The organism is Gilvimarinus sp. DA14 (assembly GCF_024204685.1).
Taxonomy (GTDB): Bacteria; Pseudomonadota; Gammaproteobacteria; order Pseudomonadales; family Cellvibrionaceae; genus Gilvimarinus.
In genome coordinates, this window is sequence record NZ_CP100350.1 from 3755761 (window position 1) to 3775130 (window position 19370).

A 19370-nucleotide genomic window follows, 5' to 3' on the forward strand; every position below is an offset into this window, starting at 1 on the left:
AATTATGTCTGCAAAAGAAGTGAAGTTTGGTGACAGCGCTCGTCAGCGTATGGCCAAAGGTGTAAACATTCTGGCTGATGCCGTTAAAGCCACTTTGGGTCCCAAGGGCCGTAACGTGGTACTGGAGAAATCTTTCGGCGCCCCTACCGTAACCAAAGACGGTGTATCGGTCGCTAAAGAAATTTCTCTGGAAGACAAATTTGAAAACATGGGCGCGCAGATGGTGAAAGAGGTTGCCTCTAAAGCCTCTGACGATGCCGGTGACGGTACCACCACTGCTACCGTTCTGGCCCAGTCCATTGTTAACGAAGGCTTGAAATCAGTGGCCGCGGGTATGAACCCGATGGATCTGAAGCGCGGTATCGATAAAGCCGTGACCGCCGCTGTGGCGCACATTCAGTCTATCGCTCAGCCTTGCGATACCCCTAAAGCCATCGCTCAGGTAGGTACTATTTCTGCGAACAGTGATTCTCACGTGGGTGACATCATCGCCGAGGCCATGGGCAAAGTCGGTAAAGAAGGTGTTATTACCGTAGAAGAGGGCACCAGCCTGGAGAACGAGCTGGACGTGGTTGAAGGTATGCAGTTTGACCGCGGTTACCTGTCGCCTTACTTCATCACCAACCAGGACAACATGATGGTTGAGCAGGACGACCCCTTCATCCTGCTGGTAGACAAGAAAATCTCGAACATCCGCGAGTTGCTGCCAACTCTGGAAGCCGTAGCAAAAGCCGGTAAGCCTTTGGTGATCGTTGCCGAAGACGTGGAAGGCGAAGCTCTGGCCACTCTGGTGGTAAACAACATGCGCGGCATCGTGAAAGTATCTGCGTGTAAAGCGCCTGGCTTCGGCGATCGTCGCAAAGCCATGCTGCAGGATATCGCTGTGCTGACCGGCGGCACCGTAATCAGTGAAGAAGTGGGTCTGGATCTGGAAAGCATCACTCTGGAGCACCTGGGTACTGCCAAGCGTGTGACCATGAGCAAAGAGAACACCACCATTGTTGACGGTGCTGGCGATGCCAAAGAAATCGAATCTCGCGTAGCGCAAATTCGCACTCAGATCGAAGAAACGTCTTCTGATTACGACCGCGAAAAACTGCAAGAGCGCGTAGCCAAACTTGCTGGCGGTGTTGCGGTAATCAAGGTCGGTGCCGCTACCGAAATCGAAATGAAAGAGAAAAAAGCCCGCGTTGAAGACGCACTGCACGCTACCCGCGCTGCGGTTGAAGAGGGTGTTGTGCCTGGCGGTGGTACCGCTCTGCTGCGCGCTGTTGCGGCCATCTTGGATCTGAAAGGCGACAACGAAGAGCAAGACGCCGGTATCGCTATCGCCCGTCGTGCGATGGAAGCTCCGCTGCGTCAAATCGTGACCAACGCCGGTGAAGAAGCCTCTGTGGTGGCTGAAGCGGTGCGCAAAGGCGAAGGCAACTTCGGCTTTAATGCGGCTACCGGTGAGTACGGCGATATGCTGGAAATGGGTATCCTCGACCCCGCCAAGGTAACTCGTACTGCTCTGCAGGCGGCCGGCTCAGTGGCAGGCTTGATGATTACCACCGAAGCTATGGTGGCTGATAAGCCCGATGAGAAAGGCGCTGGTGGTGCCCCAGATATGGGCGGCATGGGCGGCATGGGTGGTATGGGCGGCATGATGTAAGCCCACTCCCTCGCAAAGGCATCTGCACCCGCAGGTGCCTTTGTTTTATATTGCGGCTATACTAGTGGCCCCGATATTGCTCCATTCTAAAAAGTATCAGTTGATAGCCACGCTGATGACAAACCTTACAAACCCGGCCTGCGCCGGTGTATGTTTTTCACCGTGATCTAAGGAGATTGTTATGGCTTTTGAATTACCGGAACTGCCCTACGCGAAAGACGCTTTGGCTCCGCACATTTCTGAAGAAACCCTGGAATTTCACTACGGCAAACACCACAAGACTTACGTTGATAAGCTCAACGCCGCCGTACCGGGTACTGAATTTGAAGGTAAAAGCCTGGAAGAGGTGATTAAGTCGTCTTCTGGTGGTGTTTTTAACAACGCCGCTCAGGTATGGAACCACACCTTCTACTGGAACTGCCTGAGCCCCAATGGCGGCGGTGAAGCAACTGGCGCCGTTGCCGCAGCGATCGACAGCGCTTTTGGATCTTTTGACAAGTTCAAAGAAGAGTTCACCAATTCTGCCATTGGCAACTTTGGCTCTGGCTGGACTTGGTTGGTGAAAAAAGCCGATGGTTCGGTTGCCATTGTAAACACTTCTAACGCCGAAACTCCGCTGACCGACGAGTCAGTGACTCCGCTGTTGACCGTGGATGTGTGGGAGCACGCCTACTACATCGACTACCGCAATGCTCGTCCTAAGTACATGGACGCATTCTGGGCACTGGTGAACTGGGATTTTGTGAACCAAAACTTCGCATAATCATTGTCAGTATTTGCAAAAACGCCGGGCACTGCCCGGCGTTTTTGTGTCGGTATCCAGTGCCGGGCACTTCTCTTCTTTTTTGTTGCCAGACCTGTTATAAACTCACCGACGCGAATTTCTGCAGTAGATAGGTAATTTATGGAACGCAAAGAGCCCACTTTGTCTGGTATTGTGCCTGAGCGAGACGATGATCATCCATCGCAGCCCCCCCGCAGACCAGCGGGTAAATCCTCGTCCGGTGGGACTCCGCCACCCCAAGTGATCAAAGAGAGCTCCGGTCCCGGCTTTTTTGCGGTGTTTGCATTGATTCTCGCGGTTGGAGCCCTGGGCTACAGCGGCTACCTGACCTGGCAGTTTACCGAGGCGCAGAAAGAGCTAGTGGCGGCGCAGAACCGCGTAACAAACCTTGAGGCGCGGCTGGACCTCAACTCCAACGAGTCCAATGAAACCGTGGATGAAATTCGCGATAAGCTGGAGTGGGCCGATTCAGAAATCCGCAAGTTGTGGGGCGTTTCACACGACACCAACCGCAAGAAAATTACCGCCAACGAAGATGCCTTGGCGGCGCTCAAAAAACAGGTGGCTGCCACAGAAAAAGACGCGGCTACCGCTCGAGCCAACGCCAATAGCATTAAAACTGAGCTGGAAAAGCGCATTGCCGCCATGGATAAGCAGCTCAGCTCATCCACCAAAGAGCTGCAAAAATCACAGCAAGCCCTGCAAGATCTCGCCGCGAACGGCGAGCGTTTACAGAGTTTGAGTATGGATGTTCAGCGCCTATCCCAGCAATTGCCCGGACTGAAGGATATAGCCGCAAGGGTTAAAACCAACGAAGAGGCCATCGCCGCCATTGATGCCTATCGACGCAATATCAATCGCGATATTTTGCAGTTAAAGCAAAGTGTCGGCGGCTCCACAAGCGGACCTTAGGGGCAAAACCTAGCGGGCAGAAAAGCCTCACATGGTGTAAAATTCGCCGCAAAATCCAAATACCCAGAGATTTTGCTATGACCACCGTGATTAAAGAAGCCGATTTTATCGAGAGCGTCGCCGACGCTCTCCAGTTTATCTCCTATTATCACCCCGTCGATTTTATCCAAGCCGTCAATCAGGCCTACGAGCGCGAGGCTAACCCCGCCGCAAAAGACGCCATGGCGCAGATTCTGATTAATTCGCGCATGTGCGCTATGGGCCACCGGCCTATTTGTCAGGATACCGGCATTGTGACCGTGTTTGTCACCGTGGGTATGGACGTTCAATGGGACACTACCCAGAGCCTGACCGATATGGTCAATGAAGGCGTGCGCCGCGCCTACAACCACCCGGATAACGTCCTGCGCGCGTCGATCCTGGAAGATCCGGACGGCTCGCGGAAAAATACCGGCGATAACACCCCGGCGGTGATTCATTACAATATTGTGCCCGGCAACGAAGTTGACGTTCACGTCGCTGCTAAAGGCGGCGGCAGCGAGGCTAAAACCAAATTTGCCATGCTCAACCCGTCTGATTCCGTGGTGGAGTGGGTGCTGGATATGGTGCCGAAAATGGGTGCCGGCTGGTGTCCTCCCGGCATGCTCGGCATTGGCATTGGCGGCACGGCGGAAAAAGCCATGTTACTCGCCAAAGAGGCTTTGCTCGATCCCGTGGACATTCAAGATCTGCAGGCCAAGGGTGCCGATAACCGCAGCGAAGAACTGCGCCTGGAGCTGTATGACAAGGTGAACCGTCTGGGAATTGGTGCCCAGGGGCTGGGCGGCTTGACCACAGTGTTGGATGTTAAAGTCAAAGACTACCCCACCCACGCGGCCAACAAAGCCGTGGCAATTATCCCCAATTGCGCCGCTACCCGTCATGCGCACTTTACTCTGAAAGGTGATGGCCCTGCATTGCAGACGCCACCATCGCTGGACGACTGGCCTGAGATCAGCTGGGAAGTGTCAGATACCGTGCGCCGGGTCAACCTGGATGAGGTCACCGCCGAGGACGTAAAAACCTGGCAGCCTGGCGATACTATTTTGCTGTCCGGAAAAATGCTTACTGGCCGCGATGCCGCGCACAAGAAGATGGTGGATATGCTGGCCAAGGGTGAGCAGTTGCCGGTGGACTTAACCGGACGCTTTATTTATTACGTGGGCCCGGTAGATCCAGTGCGCGACGAAGTTGTTGGCCCGGCGGGCCCCACTACCGCCACCCGTATGGATAAATTTACGCGAACTATGCTCGAGCAAACCGGTCTGTTAGGCATGATCGGTAAAGCGGAGCGAGGCCCCGCTGCGATTGAAGCTATCCGCGACAATGAATCTGTCTATCTGATGGCCGTGGGGGGCGCTGCCTACCTAGTGGCCCAGGCGATTAAATCCGCTAAGGTGCTGGGCTTCCCAGAATTGGGCATGGAAGCTATTTACGAGTTTGAGGTAAAGGATATGCCTGTTACTGTGGCGGTAGACAGTAAAGGCGAGTCGGTGCACCAGACCGGCCCGCAGGAATGGCGCGCCAAGATCGAAGAAGGCGTTGTTACTGTTGCTTGAAAGAGTAACTGTTGGTTGGATCGCCAGGGATAGCTACTGTCGGTTAAACACTTTTATCGGGCGGATTTCCGCCCGTATCGCTTGAGGAGGAAAACATCATGTCAGAACTTCACGAGCAACAATGTGAGGCTTGCCGCGCCGATGCGCCTAAGTTGGACGAGCAGCAAATTGCCGAATTGCAGCAAAGCTTACCCCAGTGGCAGGTGGTGCATCATGACGATATTCCCGTGCTAACCCGGGAGTTTAAGTTTGACAATTTTGTCCAGGCATTGGCCTTCACCAACGCCGTCGGCGAGCTGGCCGAGCAGCATCAACACCACCCGGCGCTCACTACTGAGTGGGGCAAGGTAAAGGTTGAGTGGTGGACCCACAAGATAAAGGGATTGCATCGGAACGATTTTGTTATGGCAGCAAAGACGGATAAATGCCGGTAGCGTGTTGTTACAGGGAAGTTGTTTTGATTAATACTGAACTTTAGAGTCTAGCGGAACCATTGGTCAGCGGCTCCAGGCTTCAAAGTGCCCAGGCTGTGCTTGTAGGGGTAAACAGGGCATAAATGCGAAAAGTTATTTTTCACTATCATTTGTTTAAAAATGCAGGCACATCCATCGACTCTATTTTTCGTTCGTTGTTTGCGTCAGGCATTTCACAGGAAAAAGAGTTTCCTGAGGGAATTAAGCGCAATAGGGCGTGTGTCAAAGCTTGGATATCAGAGCAAAAGAGCTGTCTTTACTTCTCATCTCATACGGCATATTTACCGCCACCAAGGTTTTTGTTTACCAGGGTGCTGCCTATTATCTTTGTGAGGCACCCCCTTGATAGGGTTGCTTCTGTGTATGAGTTTGAAAGCCGAAGTGCCGGTAGTGATTTTGGCTCTGCTCTGGCCCGAAAAACCGATTTTTCGGGTTATCTTAACGCTCGCTTGGCGGTTCCTCTTGATCGGCAATGTAGAAACTTTCACGCGCAGAAGCTGGCGTTTATGTATGGTGAAAGACATGGGCCAGATATAGTGCGAGCTGAGAAAGCGATTCGCTGCTTGCCGTTTGTGGGTGTGGTAGACAGATTCGCTGAGTCACTGATGGTGCTGCAGTCCTGGTTGAAGCGAGAAGGTGTCATAGGGGCTGACGTAGTGCTTGAGCCGCAATGGAAAAATGCAACGCAAAGTCGTAAATACGAATTAGATCAGCGGCTGGTGTCAATGGAGGAGGGTTTGGCGCCCTCAACTTTTAGTAGGCTGTTAGAGGCAAATCAAGATGATTTGCAGGTTTATCAGCTGGCAAATGAAAAACTGGACAGAGCGCTTTTAGGGTGTTCTTAACTTGGTGGTTTATCTGTGATTTGGAATAACAAAGTTTTATTTATTCATACTCCGAAAACGGCTGGTATGAGCATGACCCAAATGCTTTTGGAGTCATTGGAAGGTCAGGTTTTCGTGACTGGGCCGTTTGAGCAAAAGCGAGAAGATCGAGTCGGGTATTTGCCCGGTCGCCGACACGAAACCTTGGTGGACGCGCAGTCGTTTTTTACTTACCGAAACATGGATCTCGCGGGTTTTGAGCGTATTTTTGCGGTTATGCGTAACCCTTATGATTTGGAATTGTCGCGCTATGCGTATCTACGCAAAAACTTGCCTCAGGACAGGGGGCCTGCGCAAAAAATTGCACTGGCAAATGATTATAAGGAGTACTTAAAGCAGGCACCTTTTTTTGGCATGAATCCGCCTCGCTTGAATTTGTACTTTTCCATGAATGGCGCTTTACCGGATAACCTGACCGTTCTCAAGTTTGAAAATTTAAATGCTGATATTGAAACTTATATGAGCCCATATTTGAGTGCAGGTTATAAGCTTCCTTTTGAAAATGTCAGCAAACACAAAAAATATCAAGAAGTTTACGATGCAGAGTGCGAGCAATTAGTTTTTGACCGTAACCGCTGGTTCTTTGAAAAAGGTTTCTACGCTAGGGAAAATTTCTAACAAAAAGGGCGCTTTGGCGCCCTTTGCTTGTTAGATTAAACGATATCTCTCGCTTAAATCTTCTGGGCCGCTAATTGAGTCCATCAAATTGCGGATAATGCCGTCCTTAATGCTGTAGCACCAGCCGTGCAGGGTGAGCTCCTGGCCACGTGCCCAGGCGTTTTGCACAATGTTGGTGTGGGAGACATTGGCCACCTGCTGCATCACGTTCAGCTCAACCAAGCGTTCCAGGCGCTTCTCTTCATCGCCGATAGCTTCCAGTTCATCCTGGTGGTTGTAGTACACGTCGCGGATATTGCGAATCCAGTAGTCGACAATGCCTACTTGTTGGTTTTGCATTGAGGCTTTAACACCACCGCAGCCGTAGTGTCCCGTTACCATAATATGTTTCACTTTTAACACTTCTACGGCGAATTGCATCACCGACAGGCAGTTCAAGTCCGTATGCACCACCAGGTTGGCGACATTGCGGTGCACGAACACATCTCCGGGCATCAAATCGACAATTTGGTTGGCCGGCACGCGGCTGTCGGAGCAGCCGATCCAGAGGTATTCGGGGGTTTGTTGTTCAGACAGTTTGGCAAAAAATTCAGGGTCTTCGGATTTGATCCGCTCCGCCCACTCGGCGTTTTGCTTAAAAAGGTGATCTAGGTTCGACATGAATTCCTCCCGGCTGTTTTTTCGTCGCGCAATTATATTTCAAAGTGGGCGGGTGATACAGTAGGCGTGGATTTTGGAAGGGGGCTCAGAGGAGAACAATATGGCAGCGGGCGGTTTTAGCTTTTATTGGCACGACTATGAAACCTGGGGCGAGGTGCCCGCCATTGACAGGCCCTCGCAGTTTGCCGGGGTGCGTACCGATGCCGACCTAAATGTTATTGGCGAGCCGCTGATGATTTACTGCAAGCCGCCGCAGGATTTGCTGCCCAAGCCCGCCGCCTGTTTGGTGACTGGTCTGAGCCCGCAGCTGGCCCAGGAGCGGGGATTGTGCGAGGCGGAATTCATGGCGCAAATCGCCGCTGAACTGGGGGCTCCCGGCACCTGTGGCGTGGGTTATAACTCTATTCGTTTTGATGATGAAGTCACCCGCTACAACCTCTACCGAAATTTTTACGACCCCTATGAGCGCGAGTGGAAAAACGGTAATTCGCGCTGGGATTTAATTGATGTCATGCGTATGGCGCGCGCCCTGAGACCCGAGGGCATTACCTGGCCCAACTACGAAGATGGCACCCCGTGTTTTAAGCTGGAGGCCTTGACGGCGGCGAATAATCTGGAGCACGGTTCGGCGCACGACGCCCTGAGTGATGTTTACGCCACAATTGCTCTGGCCCGGCTGTTAAAGACCGCTCAGCCCAAGCTGTTTGAATACGCCTTAAAATTGCGCAATAAACGGTTTGCGGCGGGGCAACTGGATGTCGACGGTCTCAAGCCGGTGTTGCACATTTCATCGCGTTTCCCGTCTGCCCAGGGTAATGCAGCCCTGGTGGTTCCCCTGGCCTGGCATCCCCAAAACAAGAACAGTGTGATTGCTTTTAACCTCAGCAGTGATCCGCAAGCGCTGCTTAATCTTGCTTCGGAGGCGCTTGCCGAGCGATTGTTTGTGGCGACCAGTGAGTTACCCGAAGGTGTCGAGCGGTTGGCACTTAAGGAAATTCATTTGAATAAAAGTCCCATGGTTTTGCCGCTCACCGCCCTGGATGAGGCGACAGCTGCGCGCCTGGGGCTGGATCGCAACCTGTGTGAGCGCCACTGGCAAACCTTTTACAACTTATCTGTGGCAGAGCTGGCCGAGTTGCGTAAGAAGCTTGCGGATTTGTATCAGCTGGGGCAGTTTGCGCCGCGTACCGATCCCGAGCAGATGCTATACGAGGGTTTTTTCTCCGATCACGACCGGGCGTTGATGCGCAAGATTCGCAATTCGTCCCCTGAGGCCTTGGGCGGGGAGTTCGACTTTCACGACGGGCGCCTGCCCGAGCTTTTGTTTCGCTACCGTGCGCGTAACTTCCCGCACACCTTGACCCCGGACGAGGCCGAGCGCTGGCGGCGTTTTTGCTATCGTCGCCTGACCGATCCGGCGGCGGGCGCATCGCTGGTGAAAAGCGATTTTGACCGGTTAATGGCTGAGCTTCTGCAGGGCGGCGAAGTAACTCCCTCGCAGCGTCAGCTACTGGAAGAAGTGACCGCATTCGCCAATCATCAGCTGGCCGTGGCGGGCGGGTAATCTTATCCACAGGGGCGCGAGCCTCTGTATATCTGTGTAATCCGGTAACATTTAGTGTGGGAATTGGCTGCGATTGCGGGTACAATTTCGCCGCACCTTTTCTGGTGCTCTACAATTGGTGAAAATCTAGTCAATTAGGAGCAGTGTATGTCGTCCATCAATAAAGTTGTGCTGGCTTATTCCGGCGGTCTGGACACTTCGGTGATCGTGAAATGGCTGCAGGAAACCTACAACTGCGAAGTGGTGACATTCACTGCCGATATCGGTCAGGGTGAAGAAGTCGCGCCCGCCCGCGCCAAAGCTGAGGCGTTGGGAGTTAAAGAAATTTATATTGACGATTTGCGCGAAGAGTTTGTGCGCGACTTCGTCTTCCCCATGTTTCGTGCTAACACTATCTACGAGGGTGAGTACCTGCTGGGTACTTCTATCGCCCGCCCGTTGATCGCCAAGCGCCTGATCGAGATCGCCAACGAAACCGGCGCCGATGCCATCGCCCACGGCGCCACCGGGAAGGGTAATGATCAGGTTCGATTTGAGCTTGGCGCCTATGCACTCAAGCCCGGCATCCAGGTGATTGCACCCTGGCGCGAGTGGGATCTGACCTCGCGCGAAACGTTGATGGCCTACTGCGAAAAGCACAGTATTCCGGTGGACTTTTCTTCCAAGAAGAAAAAGTCGCCTTATTCCATGGATGCCAATCTGCTGCACATCTCCTACGAAGGCGGTGTGCTGGAAGATCCCTGGACCGAAGCTGAAGAAGATATGTGGCGCTGGAGCGTGTCACCGGAGGCGGCTCCGGACACTCCTACCTACGTTGATCTTACCTTTGAGAAAGGTGACATCGTCGCTATTGATGGTGAGCGCCTTAGCCCGGCCACCGTGCTGGAAACGCTTAATAAGCTCGGCGGCGACAATGGTATCGGCCGCTTGGATATCGTGGAAAACCGCTACGTGGGTATGAAATCCCGCGGTTGCTACGAAACTCCCGGGGGCACCATTATTCTGAAAGCGCACCGCGCGATTGAGTCCATTACTCTGGATCGGGAAGTGGCGCATCTGAAGGACAGCTTAATGCCCAAATATGCCGAAGTTATTTACAACGGCTACTGGTGGAGTCCTGAGCGCAAGATGCTGCAAAAGGCTATTGATGAAACTCAAGAGCCAGTGAACGGCGATGTGCGGGTTAAGCTGTATAAAGGGGCCGTCCACGTAGTGGGCCGTCGCTCAGCAGATAGCCTGTTCGATGAGAAAGTCGCCACCTTTGAAGACGATGCTGGCGCCTACGATCAGAAAGACGCCGAGGGCTTTATTAAGCTCAATGCCTTGCGTATGCGTATCGCGGCCAGTAAGGGCCGCAACCTGCTGTAACAATGCTGTGACTCGGGGTTGATATACCTCGTGTCAGCGCAGCCAGTTTTTACCTCGCCGGGTTTACGGCTCCGGTGTTTGTACTATATTTGATGAGAATCAAATACTCATAGGCCCGGGTGGCGCAGAATGTCACCGGGGCCTAAGTACATCTCTAATAACAACATTCACTTACAATTGTGTTTTGCCAAAAATAGGGAAGATCCTATGAGTAGTAACCTAGTTGCGGCGGGCGACCACCCGGTGTACGACTATAAAGTCGTACGTCAGTTCGCAATCATGACCATTGTCTGGGGCATCGTCGGCATGGGGGTCGGCGTATTAATCGCGGCTCAGCTGGTCTGGCCCCAGTTAAACGATATTTTTCAGCCATATACCCACTTTGGCCGTTTGCGTCCGCTGCACACCAATGCGGTAATCTTCGCATTTGGTGGCTGTGCGCTGTTTGGTACCTCTTATTATGTGGTGCAGCGTACTTGTCAGGCTAAATTATGGGGTGGCTGGCTGGTGCCTTTCACTTTCTGGGGCTGGCAGTTGGTTATTGTTCTGGCGGCCATTACCCTGCCGCTGGGTCTGACTTCAGCAAAAGAGTATGCCGAGCTTGAGTGGCCCATCGATATTTTGATTGCTATTGTCTGGGTCTCTTACGCTGCGGTGTTCTTTGGCACTATTGTCAAACGTAAAACTTCGCACATCTACGTGGCTAACTGGTTCTACGGTGGTTTCATTCTTACTGTTGCGGTATTGCATATCGTCAATAGCGCCGCTATCCCGATTTCCTGGTTTAAATCCTACTCGGCCTATGCGGGCGCTGCCGATGCTATGGTGCAGTGGTGGTACGGCCACAACGCCGTGGGCTTTTTCCTGACCGCCGGCTTCTTGGGCATGATGTATTACTTTGTACCCAAGCAGGCTGATCGTCCGGTGTATTCCTATCAGCTTTCTATCGTGCACTTTTGGGCCCTGATTTCTATCTACATTTGGGCCGGTGCTCACCACCTGCATTACTCAGCATTGCCGGACTGGGCACAGAGCTTGGGTATGGTGATGTCACTGATTCTGTTGGCGCCCAGCTGGGGCGGTATGATCAACGGTATCATGACCTTGTCAGGGGCCTGGCATAAGCTTCGCACTGATCCCACCCTGCGCTTTTTGGTAGTGTCTCTGTCGTTCTACGGTATGTCGACCTTTGAAGGTCCGATGATGTCGATCAAAACCGTTAATGCGCTGAGCCACAACACTGACTGGACCATCGGTCACGTGCACTCTGGTGCCCTGGGCTGGGTGGCGATGATCTCCATCGGTGCTGTTTATCATTTGCTGCCTATTCTGTTCGGCCGCAAAGAGATGTACAGCGTGAAATGGATTAATGTCCACTTCTGGCTCGCCACCATAGGCACGGTGTTGTACATCGCCTCTATGTGGGTAAACGGCATTATGCAGGGCTTGATGTGGCGCGCGTTTAACGACGACGGTACCTTAACCTACAGCTTCGTTGAGGCTGTTCAGGCCAGCTACCCAGGATACTTTGTCCGCTTCCTCGGCGGCGCCTTCTTCCTTGCCGGTATGGTGTTGATGGCCTACAACGCCTACTGCACTGCCAAAGCACCAAAGCAGTCAGACGCACAAGCTGACGCTGAGCCACAGACGGTATAAGGGAGAAGAAAGATGAAGAATCACGATATCGTCGAAAAAAATATCGGCTTGATGACCGTTTTGGTTATTGTCGCCATCAGTTTTGGCGGCCTGGTAGAAATTGTGCCGCAGTTCTTCCTCAAGGAGACCACTGAGCCTGTCGCTGGTTTGAAGCCATTGGGCCCGGTGGAACTTGAGGGGCGCGATATTTATATTCGCGAGGGCTGCCATGTCTGCCACACCCAGATGGTGCGCCCACTGCGCGCCGAAGTTGAGCGCTATGGCCATTATTCAGTGGCCGGTGAAAGTGTTTACGAGCACCCCTTCCTGTGGGGTTCCAAGCGCACGGGTCCGGACCTTGCCCGGGTCGGTGGTCGCTACTCGGACGACTGGCACAAAGTGCATCTGTTTAACCCGCGCATAGTGGTGCCCGAATCAAATATGCCTGCTTTCCCCTGGCTGTATGACAACACCCTGGATGGCAAGCACACTGAAGCGAAAATGCGCGGCCTGCGCAAAGTGGGCGTTCCCTATACCGATGAAGATATCGAGGGCGCCGGCGATAAAGTCAGAGGCGTGACCGAAATGGATGCGCTGGTGGCTTATTTGCAGCAGCTAGGCACGCTGCTGAAGGAGAAGCGCTAAGTGGATAAGGGCACACTGGGTGCCATCAGCACTGTGCTGGTGGCCATAGCGTTTGCGGCGGTGTGCTGGTGGGCCTTTGCCCCTAAGCGCAAAAAACGTTTTGAAGAAGATGCCAACCTGCCGTTTGCCGATGAGCAAAACGACGGGGAAAAACAACAAGCAGAAAAAGACACTCCATCGACCGATGATGTAGCAAGGCGGAATTAACTATGAGTACTTTTTGGAGCCTTTGGATTATCGGCCTGACCCTGACCAACCTGGTACTGGTGTTGTGGGTTTTGCTGGCCAATCGCAAGGTGGCGGTAAGGGACGACGAATCCCCTGAAAACCGCACCACAGGACATGTGTACGACGGCATTGAGGAGTACGACAATCCTCTGCCACGCTGGTGGTTTAAGATGTTTATTGCCACCTTTGTGTTTGCCGGTGCCTATCTGATTATTTACCCGGGGCTGGGGGCGTTTGAAGGTATCGCCGGCTGGACTCAGGAAAAGCAGCTGGCTGAGCATCAGCAAAAAGCTGAGGCCTTGTACTCCGAGCAGTTTGGTAAATACAACGCCATGCCTATTGAGGAGCTGGCGCGCGATCCTGAAGCCATGAAAATGGGGCTGCGTTTATTTGCCAACAACTGTGCAGTGTGCCATGGCGCCGATGGCGGTGGTAACCACGGCTTCCCCAACTTGACCGATAACGATTGGCTGTGGGGAGGCGAGCCGGCCACCATTAAGCAGACTATTACCGGCGGTCGTAAAGGTGTTATGCCACCCTGGGCTGCTATTTTGGGTGAAGAGGGCGTTCACGAAACCGCTGAATACGTTTTAAGCCTGTCGGGCCGTGAGCACGACCAAACCATGGCAAGTGCGGGTGAAGCGCACTTTAAGCAAAATTGTGTTGCCTGCCACGGGGTAGATGGTAAAGGGAATCACGCCCTGGGCGCACCTAACCTGACGGATGATATCTGGTTGTATGGTGGCGAGCCGAGCGATATTCGTCAGACGCTGCGTAATGGCCGCAATGGTGTTATGCCAGCCCAGCAAGAGCTGTTAAAAGACAGTCGTATCCATTTGTTGGCAGCGTATGTTTATAGCTTGTCCCTGCCTTTTGAGGAGCAAGAGTAAATCCTGCCCGCGCCGGGGTAACCCGGCGCACGCCACACATTGCTCACGTCGAGGTGTCCTGTGAGTCAAGATCCTGCTTCCGACGACAGCCCAGAAGGCGTTCGTTATATCAATCTCTATGAGGCGGAAGATAAGGTTTACACCCGTCACATAACCGGTTTTTATCAAAAGCTTCGTCGCTACACCGGCCTGCCGCTCATTCTCGGATTTATACTGATGCCCTGGCTGGTGATCGATGGCCGCCCGGCCATGTTGTTCGATTTGCCAGAGCGCAAGTTTCATATTCTTTGGACCACTTTTTGGCCCCAGGACGGTATGTATCTGGCCTGGTTGCTGATTATCAGTGCCTTTTTATTGTTTACCGTGACGGTGCTAGTGGGGCGCGTCTGGTGTGGTTTTACTTGTCCGCAAACCGTATGGACTCAGATGTTTATCTGGGTGGAGTACATTTGTCAGGGGGATCGCAATAAGCGTATCCGGCTGGACGCAGCGCCCTGGAGTGCAAACAAGCTGATGCGCAAGGGGGCGACTTTCACCCTTTGGTTTGTGATTGCACTGATTACCGGTCTCACCTTTGTCGGTTATTTTGTACCGATTCGCGATTTGATCATGGGGCTGGTAACCATCGATGTGCATCCGGCGGCTGCGTTCTGGGTGTTTTTCTTTACCGCTGCGACGTTTATCAATGCCGGGTTTATGCGCCAGCAGGTGTGCAAGTATATGTGCCCCTATGCGCGGTTTCAGTCGGTGATGTACGATCGCGATACCCTTACTGTGTTTTACGATTATGTGCGTGGCGAGAAACGCGGCCCGCGCAAGGCTAACGAAGACTACAAGGCAGCGGGTAAGGGCGATTGCATTGATTGCTCTTGGTGTGTGCAGGTGTGTCCTGTGGATATTGATATCCGCGACGGCATGCAATCTGAGTGTATCGATTGTGGATTGTGTGTAGATGCCTGCAACACGGTAATGGATAAAATGCATTACCCCCGTGGTTTAATTCGGTTTACCACCGAAGACAATATTAAACACGGCAAAACCCATGTAATGCGGCCGCGCTTTATTGGTTATCTGGTGGTCTTGTTGGTCATGATCAGTGTCTTTATCTACAACCTGTCTACTCGCACAGCCCTGGGGATGGAGGTGCTGCGCGATCGCGGTGTACGTATGTATCGTATCAGCGGTAAAGATGTACAGAATGTCTATACCATCAAAATCAATAATATGGATAGCAAACCACACCAGTACAATTTGGCCGTGGACGGTGATTTCGATTTTCAGGTCCAGGGCTTCAGGCCCATCACCGTCAACTCCGGTGAAGTGTTTACCATGCCCGTGCGAGTTGCGGTGGATCGCAGCGAACTCACCGAAGTAAAAACCAGCGTGACATTCACCCTGAGTGCCAAGGATAATCCGGACCTGGTAACGGAACACGAAACCTCTTTTATTGGCCCGCAACCGAGAGACCGCTAATCCTATGCAAGATCGTTCTGCCAACCCCTGGTATCGCGAGCCGTGGGCCTGGTTCGTTTTAACGCCCCTTATTGTAGTTGTGATTGTGTCGCTGAGTTTCGTCACTGTTGCGGTGCGTCACGCTGACGATACGGTAATCGACAACTATTACAAACAGGGCCGAATGATCAACCAGAGCCTGGAACAGGATAAGCGTGCGGCCAACTGGCAGTTGCAGGCCGAACTGCAGTGGCGCGGCGCTAAGAGCGAGGTTAACGTCGAGCTAAGTTCGCCGGTGATTCCCGCACCCGAAGAGCTGACTCTGTGGCTGGATCATCCGTTTGAAGAGTCTCTGGATACCCGCTTAACCCTGCAAAAGGTGTCGGATACCTCTTACCGCGCACAGAGCCCAAACCTTACACATCAGTGGTATGTCACCCTAGTGCCCGGCCGCTCCGACAGCGGCCGCACAGATTCTCCCTGGCGCTTACGTGGAGAAATTAATTTTGATCACAGGGAACAGTGGACTCTTTCGCCCACGGTACCCTAACCCATGAGTGAGCAAACAGCAGCGGATTGCGGCTGCTATCACTGCGGCCTGCCTTTACCCCGACAGCAGCAATACCCCGTCGAAATTGATGGCCAGACCCGTTTTATGTGTTGCCCCGGCTGCCAGGCGGTGGCCTCGGCCATTGTCAGTGGTGGTCTAGAGCAGTTTTATCAATATCGCAGCGAATTAAGTGAGAAGCCGGGGGCGGCGGGGCAGGACTTTTCGGTTTACGACTTACCCGAGCTGCAGGAAGAGTTTGTTCTGCCTTTGGGGCAGAACAGGCATCAGGCGAACTTACTGCTTGAGGGAATCTCCTGCGCCGCTTGCAGCTGGCTAATTGAAAAGCATCTGGAGCCCCTAACTGGCCTCGAGTCGGTGCGGGTTAATGTCACCAGCTATCGTGCCCAGTTAGTGTACGATCCCGCGCAAATAAAACTCAGTGAGTTAATGTCCACCCTCGCAGCGATTGGCTATCAGCCCAGGCCCGCCACCGATGAACAGCAGGCACAGTTGGATGCACGCGAAAACCGTCGCGCGCTCTTGCGCTTGGGGGTGGCCGGTTTTGGCATGATGCAGGCTGGTATGGTGGCCGTAGGACTCTACACCGGGGCCGTGGACGAATGGCAAAACCTGTTGCGTTGGTTGAGCCTGCTATTGGCCACTCCCGTGGTTTTTTACAGCGCCTGGCCGTTTTTTAATAATGCCTGGCGCAGTCTAAGAAGCGGCGCCCTGGTTATGGACGTGCCTGTCGCCCTGGCAATTGGGTTGGGGTACGGAGCCAGTGTGTGGGCGACACTGAGCGGTAGCGGCGATGTCTATTTCGAATCCATCGCCATGTTTGTCTTCTTCCTGCTGTTGGGGCGTTATTTAGAGTTGCGCTCGCGCACCCGCAGCCGTATCGGTCTTGCCAATGTGGCGCAGCTGCTGCCGCCGGTGGCGGAGCGCCTCAATGATGGCATATGGCAGCAGGTGCCGATGCGGTTATTACAGCTGGGTGACCGGGTGCGTGTCAGTGCAGGGCAGAGTTTTTGCGCCGATGGGGTGGTGCTCGCTGGCAGCAGTTGCGCTGATGAATCCCTATTGACCGGTGAGTCTCGCCCGGTCGCTAAAACGGTGGGGGATTTTGTCATCGCCGGCAGCGGTAATATCGACAGCCCTGTGGAAATTGAAGTGATGGCAATGGGTGCGGACACCCGCTTGTCTTCGATTGAGCGGCTGATCGACCGGGCGCAAAAAGACAAACCGCGCCGGGCCCTGATCGCCGATCGAGTGGCGCGTTATTTTGTCGCCGCCGTGCTCTTGGTCTGTGCTGGGGTGTATTGTTATTGGCACTTTACCGAGCCCACTCGAGCCCTCTGGGTAGCGCTGTCTGTGCTGGTCGTAACCTGTCCCTGTGCGCTAGCACTAGCCATGCCCACAGCCTTAACAACAGCGGCTGAATATTTACGACGCCAGGGCGTGCTGATGACCCGCGGGCACGTACTGGAAAGCCTGGAGCAAATTGACCGGGTTATTTTTGATAAAACTGGCACGCTTACCAGCGGGCACTTGTCGGTGTCTGAATACATTCCCCTGCAAGGAAAAGAGAACCGCGAGGCCCACTTGGCCATTGCTGCGGCTCTGGAAGAGGGCAGTTCGCATCCCATTGCCAGTGCGTTTGCGCCATGGCGCGGGCAGTTTAAAGCCGAGGGCATTAAACAAAACACGGGCCAGGGCGTCAGTGGCCTGGTTAATGGCGAGCGCTATCAGCTCGGGCGACCCGATGCGATCGATAGCCATCTTGCCGCGCCGCCCGGCGACTGTCTCTGGTTGTTGCTGGCCGATACGCGCGGACCATTGGCGTGGGTAGGCCTAGCCGATCCGCTGCGTCCAGAGGCCGCCGAGGTCGTCGCTCGCTTGCAGCAGCAGGGAATTGCGGTGGAGCTACTGAGCGGCGACGCCGAAGCCAACGTAGCGCGAGTGGCGCGAACGCTGGGGATAACCGACTATCGCGCCGGGGCCTCGCCCGACGACAAACTGTCGCACCTGGCCAAACGTCAGCGCCTGGGTGATAAAGTACTGATGGTGGGTGATGGCATTAACGATGTGCCGGTGCTTTCCGCCGCGGATGTTTCTCTGGCTATGGCAAGAGCCTCGGATTTGGCGCAAACCCACGCAGACGCTCTGTTGTTGGCGGACAGCTTGCAACCTTTGCCCTTGGCTTTACACAGAGCCAGACGCACGGGCACGATAGTGCGGCAAAACCTGGGATTGTCACTTTTGTATAATCTACTCGCTCTGCCCTTGGCGGCAGCCGGGATGGTGGCGCCCTGGGCAGCGGCGCTGGGTATGACCACCAGTTCGCTGCTGGTGGTCGCTAACGCCCTGCGTTTATCTCGTTAATCCGGAGTTAGGTAGTGGATAGCTTATTTTTCTTGATCCCTGTGGCACTGGTTTTTGTCGCCATCGCTGTACGAGTGCTCTTCTGGGCGATCAACTCGGGCCAGTATGACAATCTGGATACCGAAGCGCACCGCATTTTATTTGACGATGAGCGGGACTATAAAAAGGTGCCACCATCACCGAACTCTGAAAACGAACCCCAGCAAAACGACGAGCAAAACCGTGGCTGAGCCTTTGAGTCTCGCGGCGGGCCTGCTGCTGGGTTTTTTTAGCAGCAGCCATTGTGTGGGCATGTGCGGGGGCATCATGGGGGCCTTGACTCTCGCGGTTGGGCAGGTTTCCGGGGCGCGCAAGATGGCGATCGTGGTGAGCTATAACATAGGCCGAATTGCCAGTTACACGCTTATGGGCGCTTTGGTGGCTCTGGCTGGGGAGCAATTAACGGCCATGGGGGCCGGTAATGGGCTGCGTTTGTTGGCGGCGCTGTTACTTTTGGCCATGGCTTTGTATCTATTGGATTGGTGGCGAGGCTTAACCCACCTCGAGGCTTTAGGCGGCCGACTGTGGCGTTTTCTACAGCCCTGGGGCCAGCGGCTAATGCCAGTGCGCACTCCTGGCAGTGCGCTGTTGCTTGGAGCGATATGGGGCTGGTTGCCCTGCGGTCTGGTTTACACCGCCCTGAGTTATGCAATGCTACAGGCCAGCAGTGCTGCTGGCGCCGGGTTTATGTTCGCCTTTGGTGTTGGAACCTTACCAGCGGTTATTCTAGTGGCCGTTGCCGCAGACCCGGTGATGCGGCTCATGCGCGCGCGCAAAGTGCGCATTCTAGCAGCGCTCTTGTTGGTCATTTTTGCAATCTGGACGGCATATGGTGCAATGGGTGGTCACAGTCACCAGCACCACGAGTCTTCGGATAGGCCTTCAAGTGTTTTACCCGCTAGCGAGAATTCGCCCGAACCCCACCAGCATCACCATCACAGCCACTAATTCTGTACATTTTTTATTCGCGTTACAAAGTTTTACTGCAGTTGCGGTACAGCATGGTATTTTATTTAAAGCCGTGGCAAGCTAGT

The 19370-nt window shown here is 53.8% G+C and carries 19 protein-coding genes; 18 read left to right on the forward strand and 1 reads right to left on the reverse strand.

Features of this window, described 5'->3' with window-relative positions; translation table 11 throughout:
• Positions 1–4: 4 nt before the first annotated feature.
• From groL to NHM04_RS16445, 7 genes are all read left to right on the forward strand, one after another.
• Positions 5–1654, forward strand: a complete 1650-nt coding sequence (gene groL / locus NHM04_RS16415; RefSeq protein ID WP_254264832.1) for a chaperonin GroEL — start codon at positions 5–7, stop codon at positions 1652–1654.
• Between the two features lie 181 nt (positions 1655–1835).
• Complete coding sequence (gene sodB / locus NHM04_RS16420) at positions 1836–2417, forward strand: superoxide dismutase [Fe] (protein WP_254264833.1); 582 nt, start codon at positions 1836–1838, stop codon at positions 2415–2417.
• Between the two features lie 141 nt (positions 2418–2558).
• Positions 2559–3350 (forward strand): hypothetical protein, encoded by a 792-nt coding sequence (locus NHM04_RS16425; protein ID WP_254264834.1) that lies wholly within the window; start codon positions 2559–2561, stop codon positions 3348–3350.
• 77 nt (positions 3351–3427) lie between these two features.
• Positions 3428–4948 (forward strand): fumarate hydratase, encoded by a 1521-nt coding sequence (locus tag NHM04_RS16430; protein WP_254264835.1) that lies wholly within the window; start codon positions 3428–3430, stop codon positions 4946–4948.
• A gap of 98 nt (positions 4949–5046) precedes the next feature.
• Positions 5047–5382 (forward strand): 4a-hydroxytetrahydrobiopterin dehydratase, encoded by a 336-nt coding sequence (locus tag NHM04_RS16435; protein WP_254264836.1) that lies wholly within the window; start codon positions 5047–5049, stop codon positions 5380–5382.
• A gap of 122 nt (positions 5383–5504) precedes the next feature.
• Positions 5505–6266: a sulfotransferase family 2 domain-containing protein gene (locus NHM04_RS16440; protein ID WP_254264837.1), complete on the forward strand. Its 762-nt coding sequence runs from the start codon at positions 5505–5507 to the stop codon at positions 6264–6266.
• A gap of 15 nt (positions 6267–6281) precedes the next feature.
• Positions 6282–6923 (forward strand): hypothetical protein, encoded by a 642-nt coding sequence (locus NHM04_RS16445; RefSeq protein WP_254264838.1) that lies wholly within the window; start codon positions 6282–6284, stop codon positions 6921–6923.
• Between the two features lie 30 nt (positions 6924–6953).
• Here the strand turns inward: NHM04_RS16445 and can are convergent, their stop codons facing one another.
• Complete coding sequence (gene can, locus NHM04_RS16450) at positions 6954–7583, reverse strand: carbonate dehydratase (RefSeq protein ID WP_254264839.1); 630 nt, start codon at positions 7581–7583, stop codon at positions 6954–6956.
• Positions 7584–7683: 100 nt separating this feature from the next.
• On the opposite strand from can, the gene sbcB reads away from it, so the two are divergent.
• The 11 genes from sbcB (at position 7684) to NHM04_RS16505 (ending at position 19284) form a co-directional block, all read left to right on the forward strand.
• Complete coding sequence (gene sbcB / locus NHM04_RS16455) at positions 7684–9147, forward strand: exodeoxyribonuclease I (RefSeq protein ID WP_254264840.1); 1464 nt, start codon at positions 7684–7686, stop codon at positions 9145–9147.
• A 147-nt stretch (positions 9148–9294) separates the two neighbouring features.
• Positions 9295–10515, forward strand: a complete 1221-nt coding sequence (locus NHM04_RS16460) for an argininosuccinate synthase (protein ID WP_254264841.1) — start codon at positions 9295–9297, stop codon at positions 10513–10515.
• 207 nt (positions 10516–10722) lie between these two features.
• Entirely contained in the window at positions 10723–12171 is a 1449-nt protein-coding gene (gene ccoN / locus NHM04_RS16465) for a cytochrome-c oxidase, cbb3-type subunit I (protein WP_254264842.1), read from the forward strand.
• A 12-nt stretch (positions 12172–12183) separates the two neighbouring features.
• Positions 12184–12795 carry a cytochrome-c oxidase, cbb3-type subunit II gene (gene ccoO, locus NHM04_RS16470; RefSeq protein WP_254264843.1) on the forward strand — a complete coding sequence of 204 codons (612 nt, stop codon included), beginning with the start codon at positions 12184–12186 and terminating at the stop codon, positions 12793–12795.
• Positions 12796–13002, forward strand: a complete 207-nt coding sequence (locus NHM04_RS16475; protein WP_254264844.1) for a cbb3-type cytochrome c oxidase subunit 3 — start codon at positions 12796–12798, stop codon at positions 13000–13002.
• A gap of 2 nt (positions 13003–13004) precedes the next feature.
• Positions 13005–13913: a cytochrome-c oxidase, cbb3-type subunit III gene (gene ccoP / locus NHM04_RS16480; RefSeq protein WP_254264845.1), complete on the forward strand. Its 909-nt coding sequence runs from the start codon at positions 13005–13007 to the stop codon at positions 13911–13913.
• 60 nt (positions 13914–13973) lie between these two features.
• Positions 13974–15386, forward strand: coding sequence for a cytochrome c oxidase accessory protein CcoG (gene ccoG, locus NHM04_RS16485; RefSeq protein WP_254264846.1), 1413 nt, complete (start codon positions 13974–13976; stop codon positions 15384–15386).
• 4 nt (positions 15387–15390) lie between these two features.
• Positions 15391–15915 carry a FixH family protein gene (locus tag NHM04_RS16490; RefSeq protein ID WP_254264847.1) on the forward strand — a complete coding sequence of 175 codons (525 nt, stop codon included), beginning with the start codon at positions 15391–15393 and terminating at the stop codon, positions 15913–15915.
• 3 nt (positions 15916–15918) lie between these two features.
• On the forward strand, positions 15919–18297 hold the full coding sequence (locus NHM04_RS16495) for a heavy metal translocating P-type ATPase (RefSeq protein ID WP_254264848.1): 2379 nt from the start codon (positions 15919–15921) through the stop codon (positions 18295–18297).
• 14 nt (positions 18298–18311) lie between these two features.
• On the forward strand, positions 18312–18527 hold the full coding sequence (ccoS, locus tag NHM04_RS16500) for a cbb3-type cytochrome oxidase assembly protein CcoS (protein WP_254264849.1): 216 nt from the start codon (positions 18312–18314) through the stop codon (positions 18525–18527).
• Complete coding sequence (locus NHM04_RS16505) at positions 18520–19284, forward strand: sulfite exporter TauE/SafE family protein (protein WP_254264850.1); 765 nt, start codon at positions 18520–18522, stop codon at positions 19282–19284. Before ccoS ends, NHM04_RS16505 begins: the two co-directional genes overlap by 8 nt.
• Positions 19285–19370 lie beyond the last annotated feature (86 nt).

Coding starts and splice junctions, on each gene's coding strand:
- groL (WP_254264832.1), top strand. CDS start 5: ATGTCTGCAAAAGAAGTGAAGTTTGGTGACAGCGCTCGTCAGCGTATG.
- sodB (WP_254264833.1), top strand. CDS start 1,836: ATGGCTTTTGAATTACCGGAACTGCCCTACGCGAAAGACGCTTTGGCT.
- NHM04_RS16425 (WP_254264834.1), top strand. CDS start 2,559: ATGGAACGCAAAGAGCCCACTTTGTCTGGTATTGTGCCTGAGCGAGAC.
- NHM04_RS16430 (WP_254264835.1), top strand. CDS start 3,428: ATGACCACCGTGATTAAAGAAGCCGATTTTATCGAGAGCGTCGCCGAC.
- NHM04_RS16435 (WP_254264836.1), top strand. CDS start 5,047: ATGTCAGAACTTCACGAGCAACAATGTGAGGCTTGCCGCGCCGATGCG.
- NHM04_RS16440 (WP_254264837.1), top strand. CDS start 5,505: ATGCGAAAAGTTATTTTTCACTATCATTTGTTTAAAAATGCAGGCACA.
- can (WP_254264839.1), bottom strand. CDS start 7,583: ATGTCGAACCTAGATCACCTTTTTAAGCAAAACGCCGAGTGGGCGGAG.
- sbcB (WP_254264840.1), top strand. CDS start 7,684: ATGGCAGCGGGCGGTTTTAGCTTTTATTGGCACGACTATGAAACCTGG.
- NHM04_RS16460 (WP_254264841.1), top strand. CDS start 9,295: ATGTCGTCCATCAATAAAGTTGTGCTGGCTTATTCCGGCGGTCTGGAC.
- ccoN (WP_254264842.1), top strand. CDS start 10,723: ATGAGTAGTAACCTAGTTGCGGCGGGCGACCACCCGGTGTACGACTAT.
- ccoO (WP_254264843.1), top strand. CDS start 12,184: ATGAAGAATCACGATATCGTCGAAAAAAATATCGGCTTGATGACCGTT.
- ccoP (WP_254264845.1), top strand. CDS start 13,005: ATGAGTACTTTTTGGAGCCTTTGGATTATCGGCCTGACCCTGACCAAC.
- NHM04_RS16490 (WP_254264847.1), top strand. CDS start 15,391: ATGCAAGATCGTTCTGCCAACCCCTGGTATCGCGAGCCGTGGGCCTGG.
- NHM04_RS16495 (WP_254264848.1), top strand. CDS start 15,919: ATGAGTGAGCAAACAGCAGCGGATTGCGGCTGCTATCACTGCGGCCTG.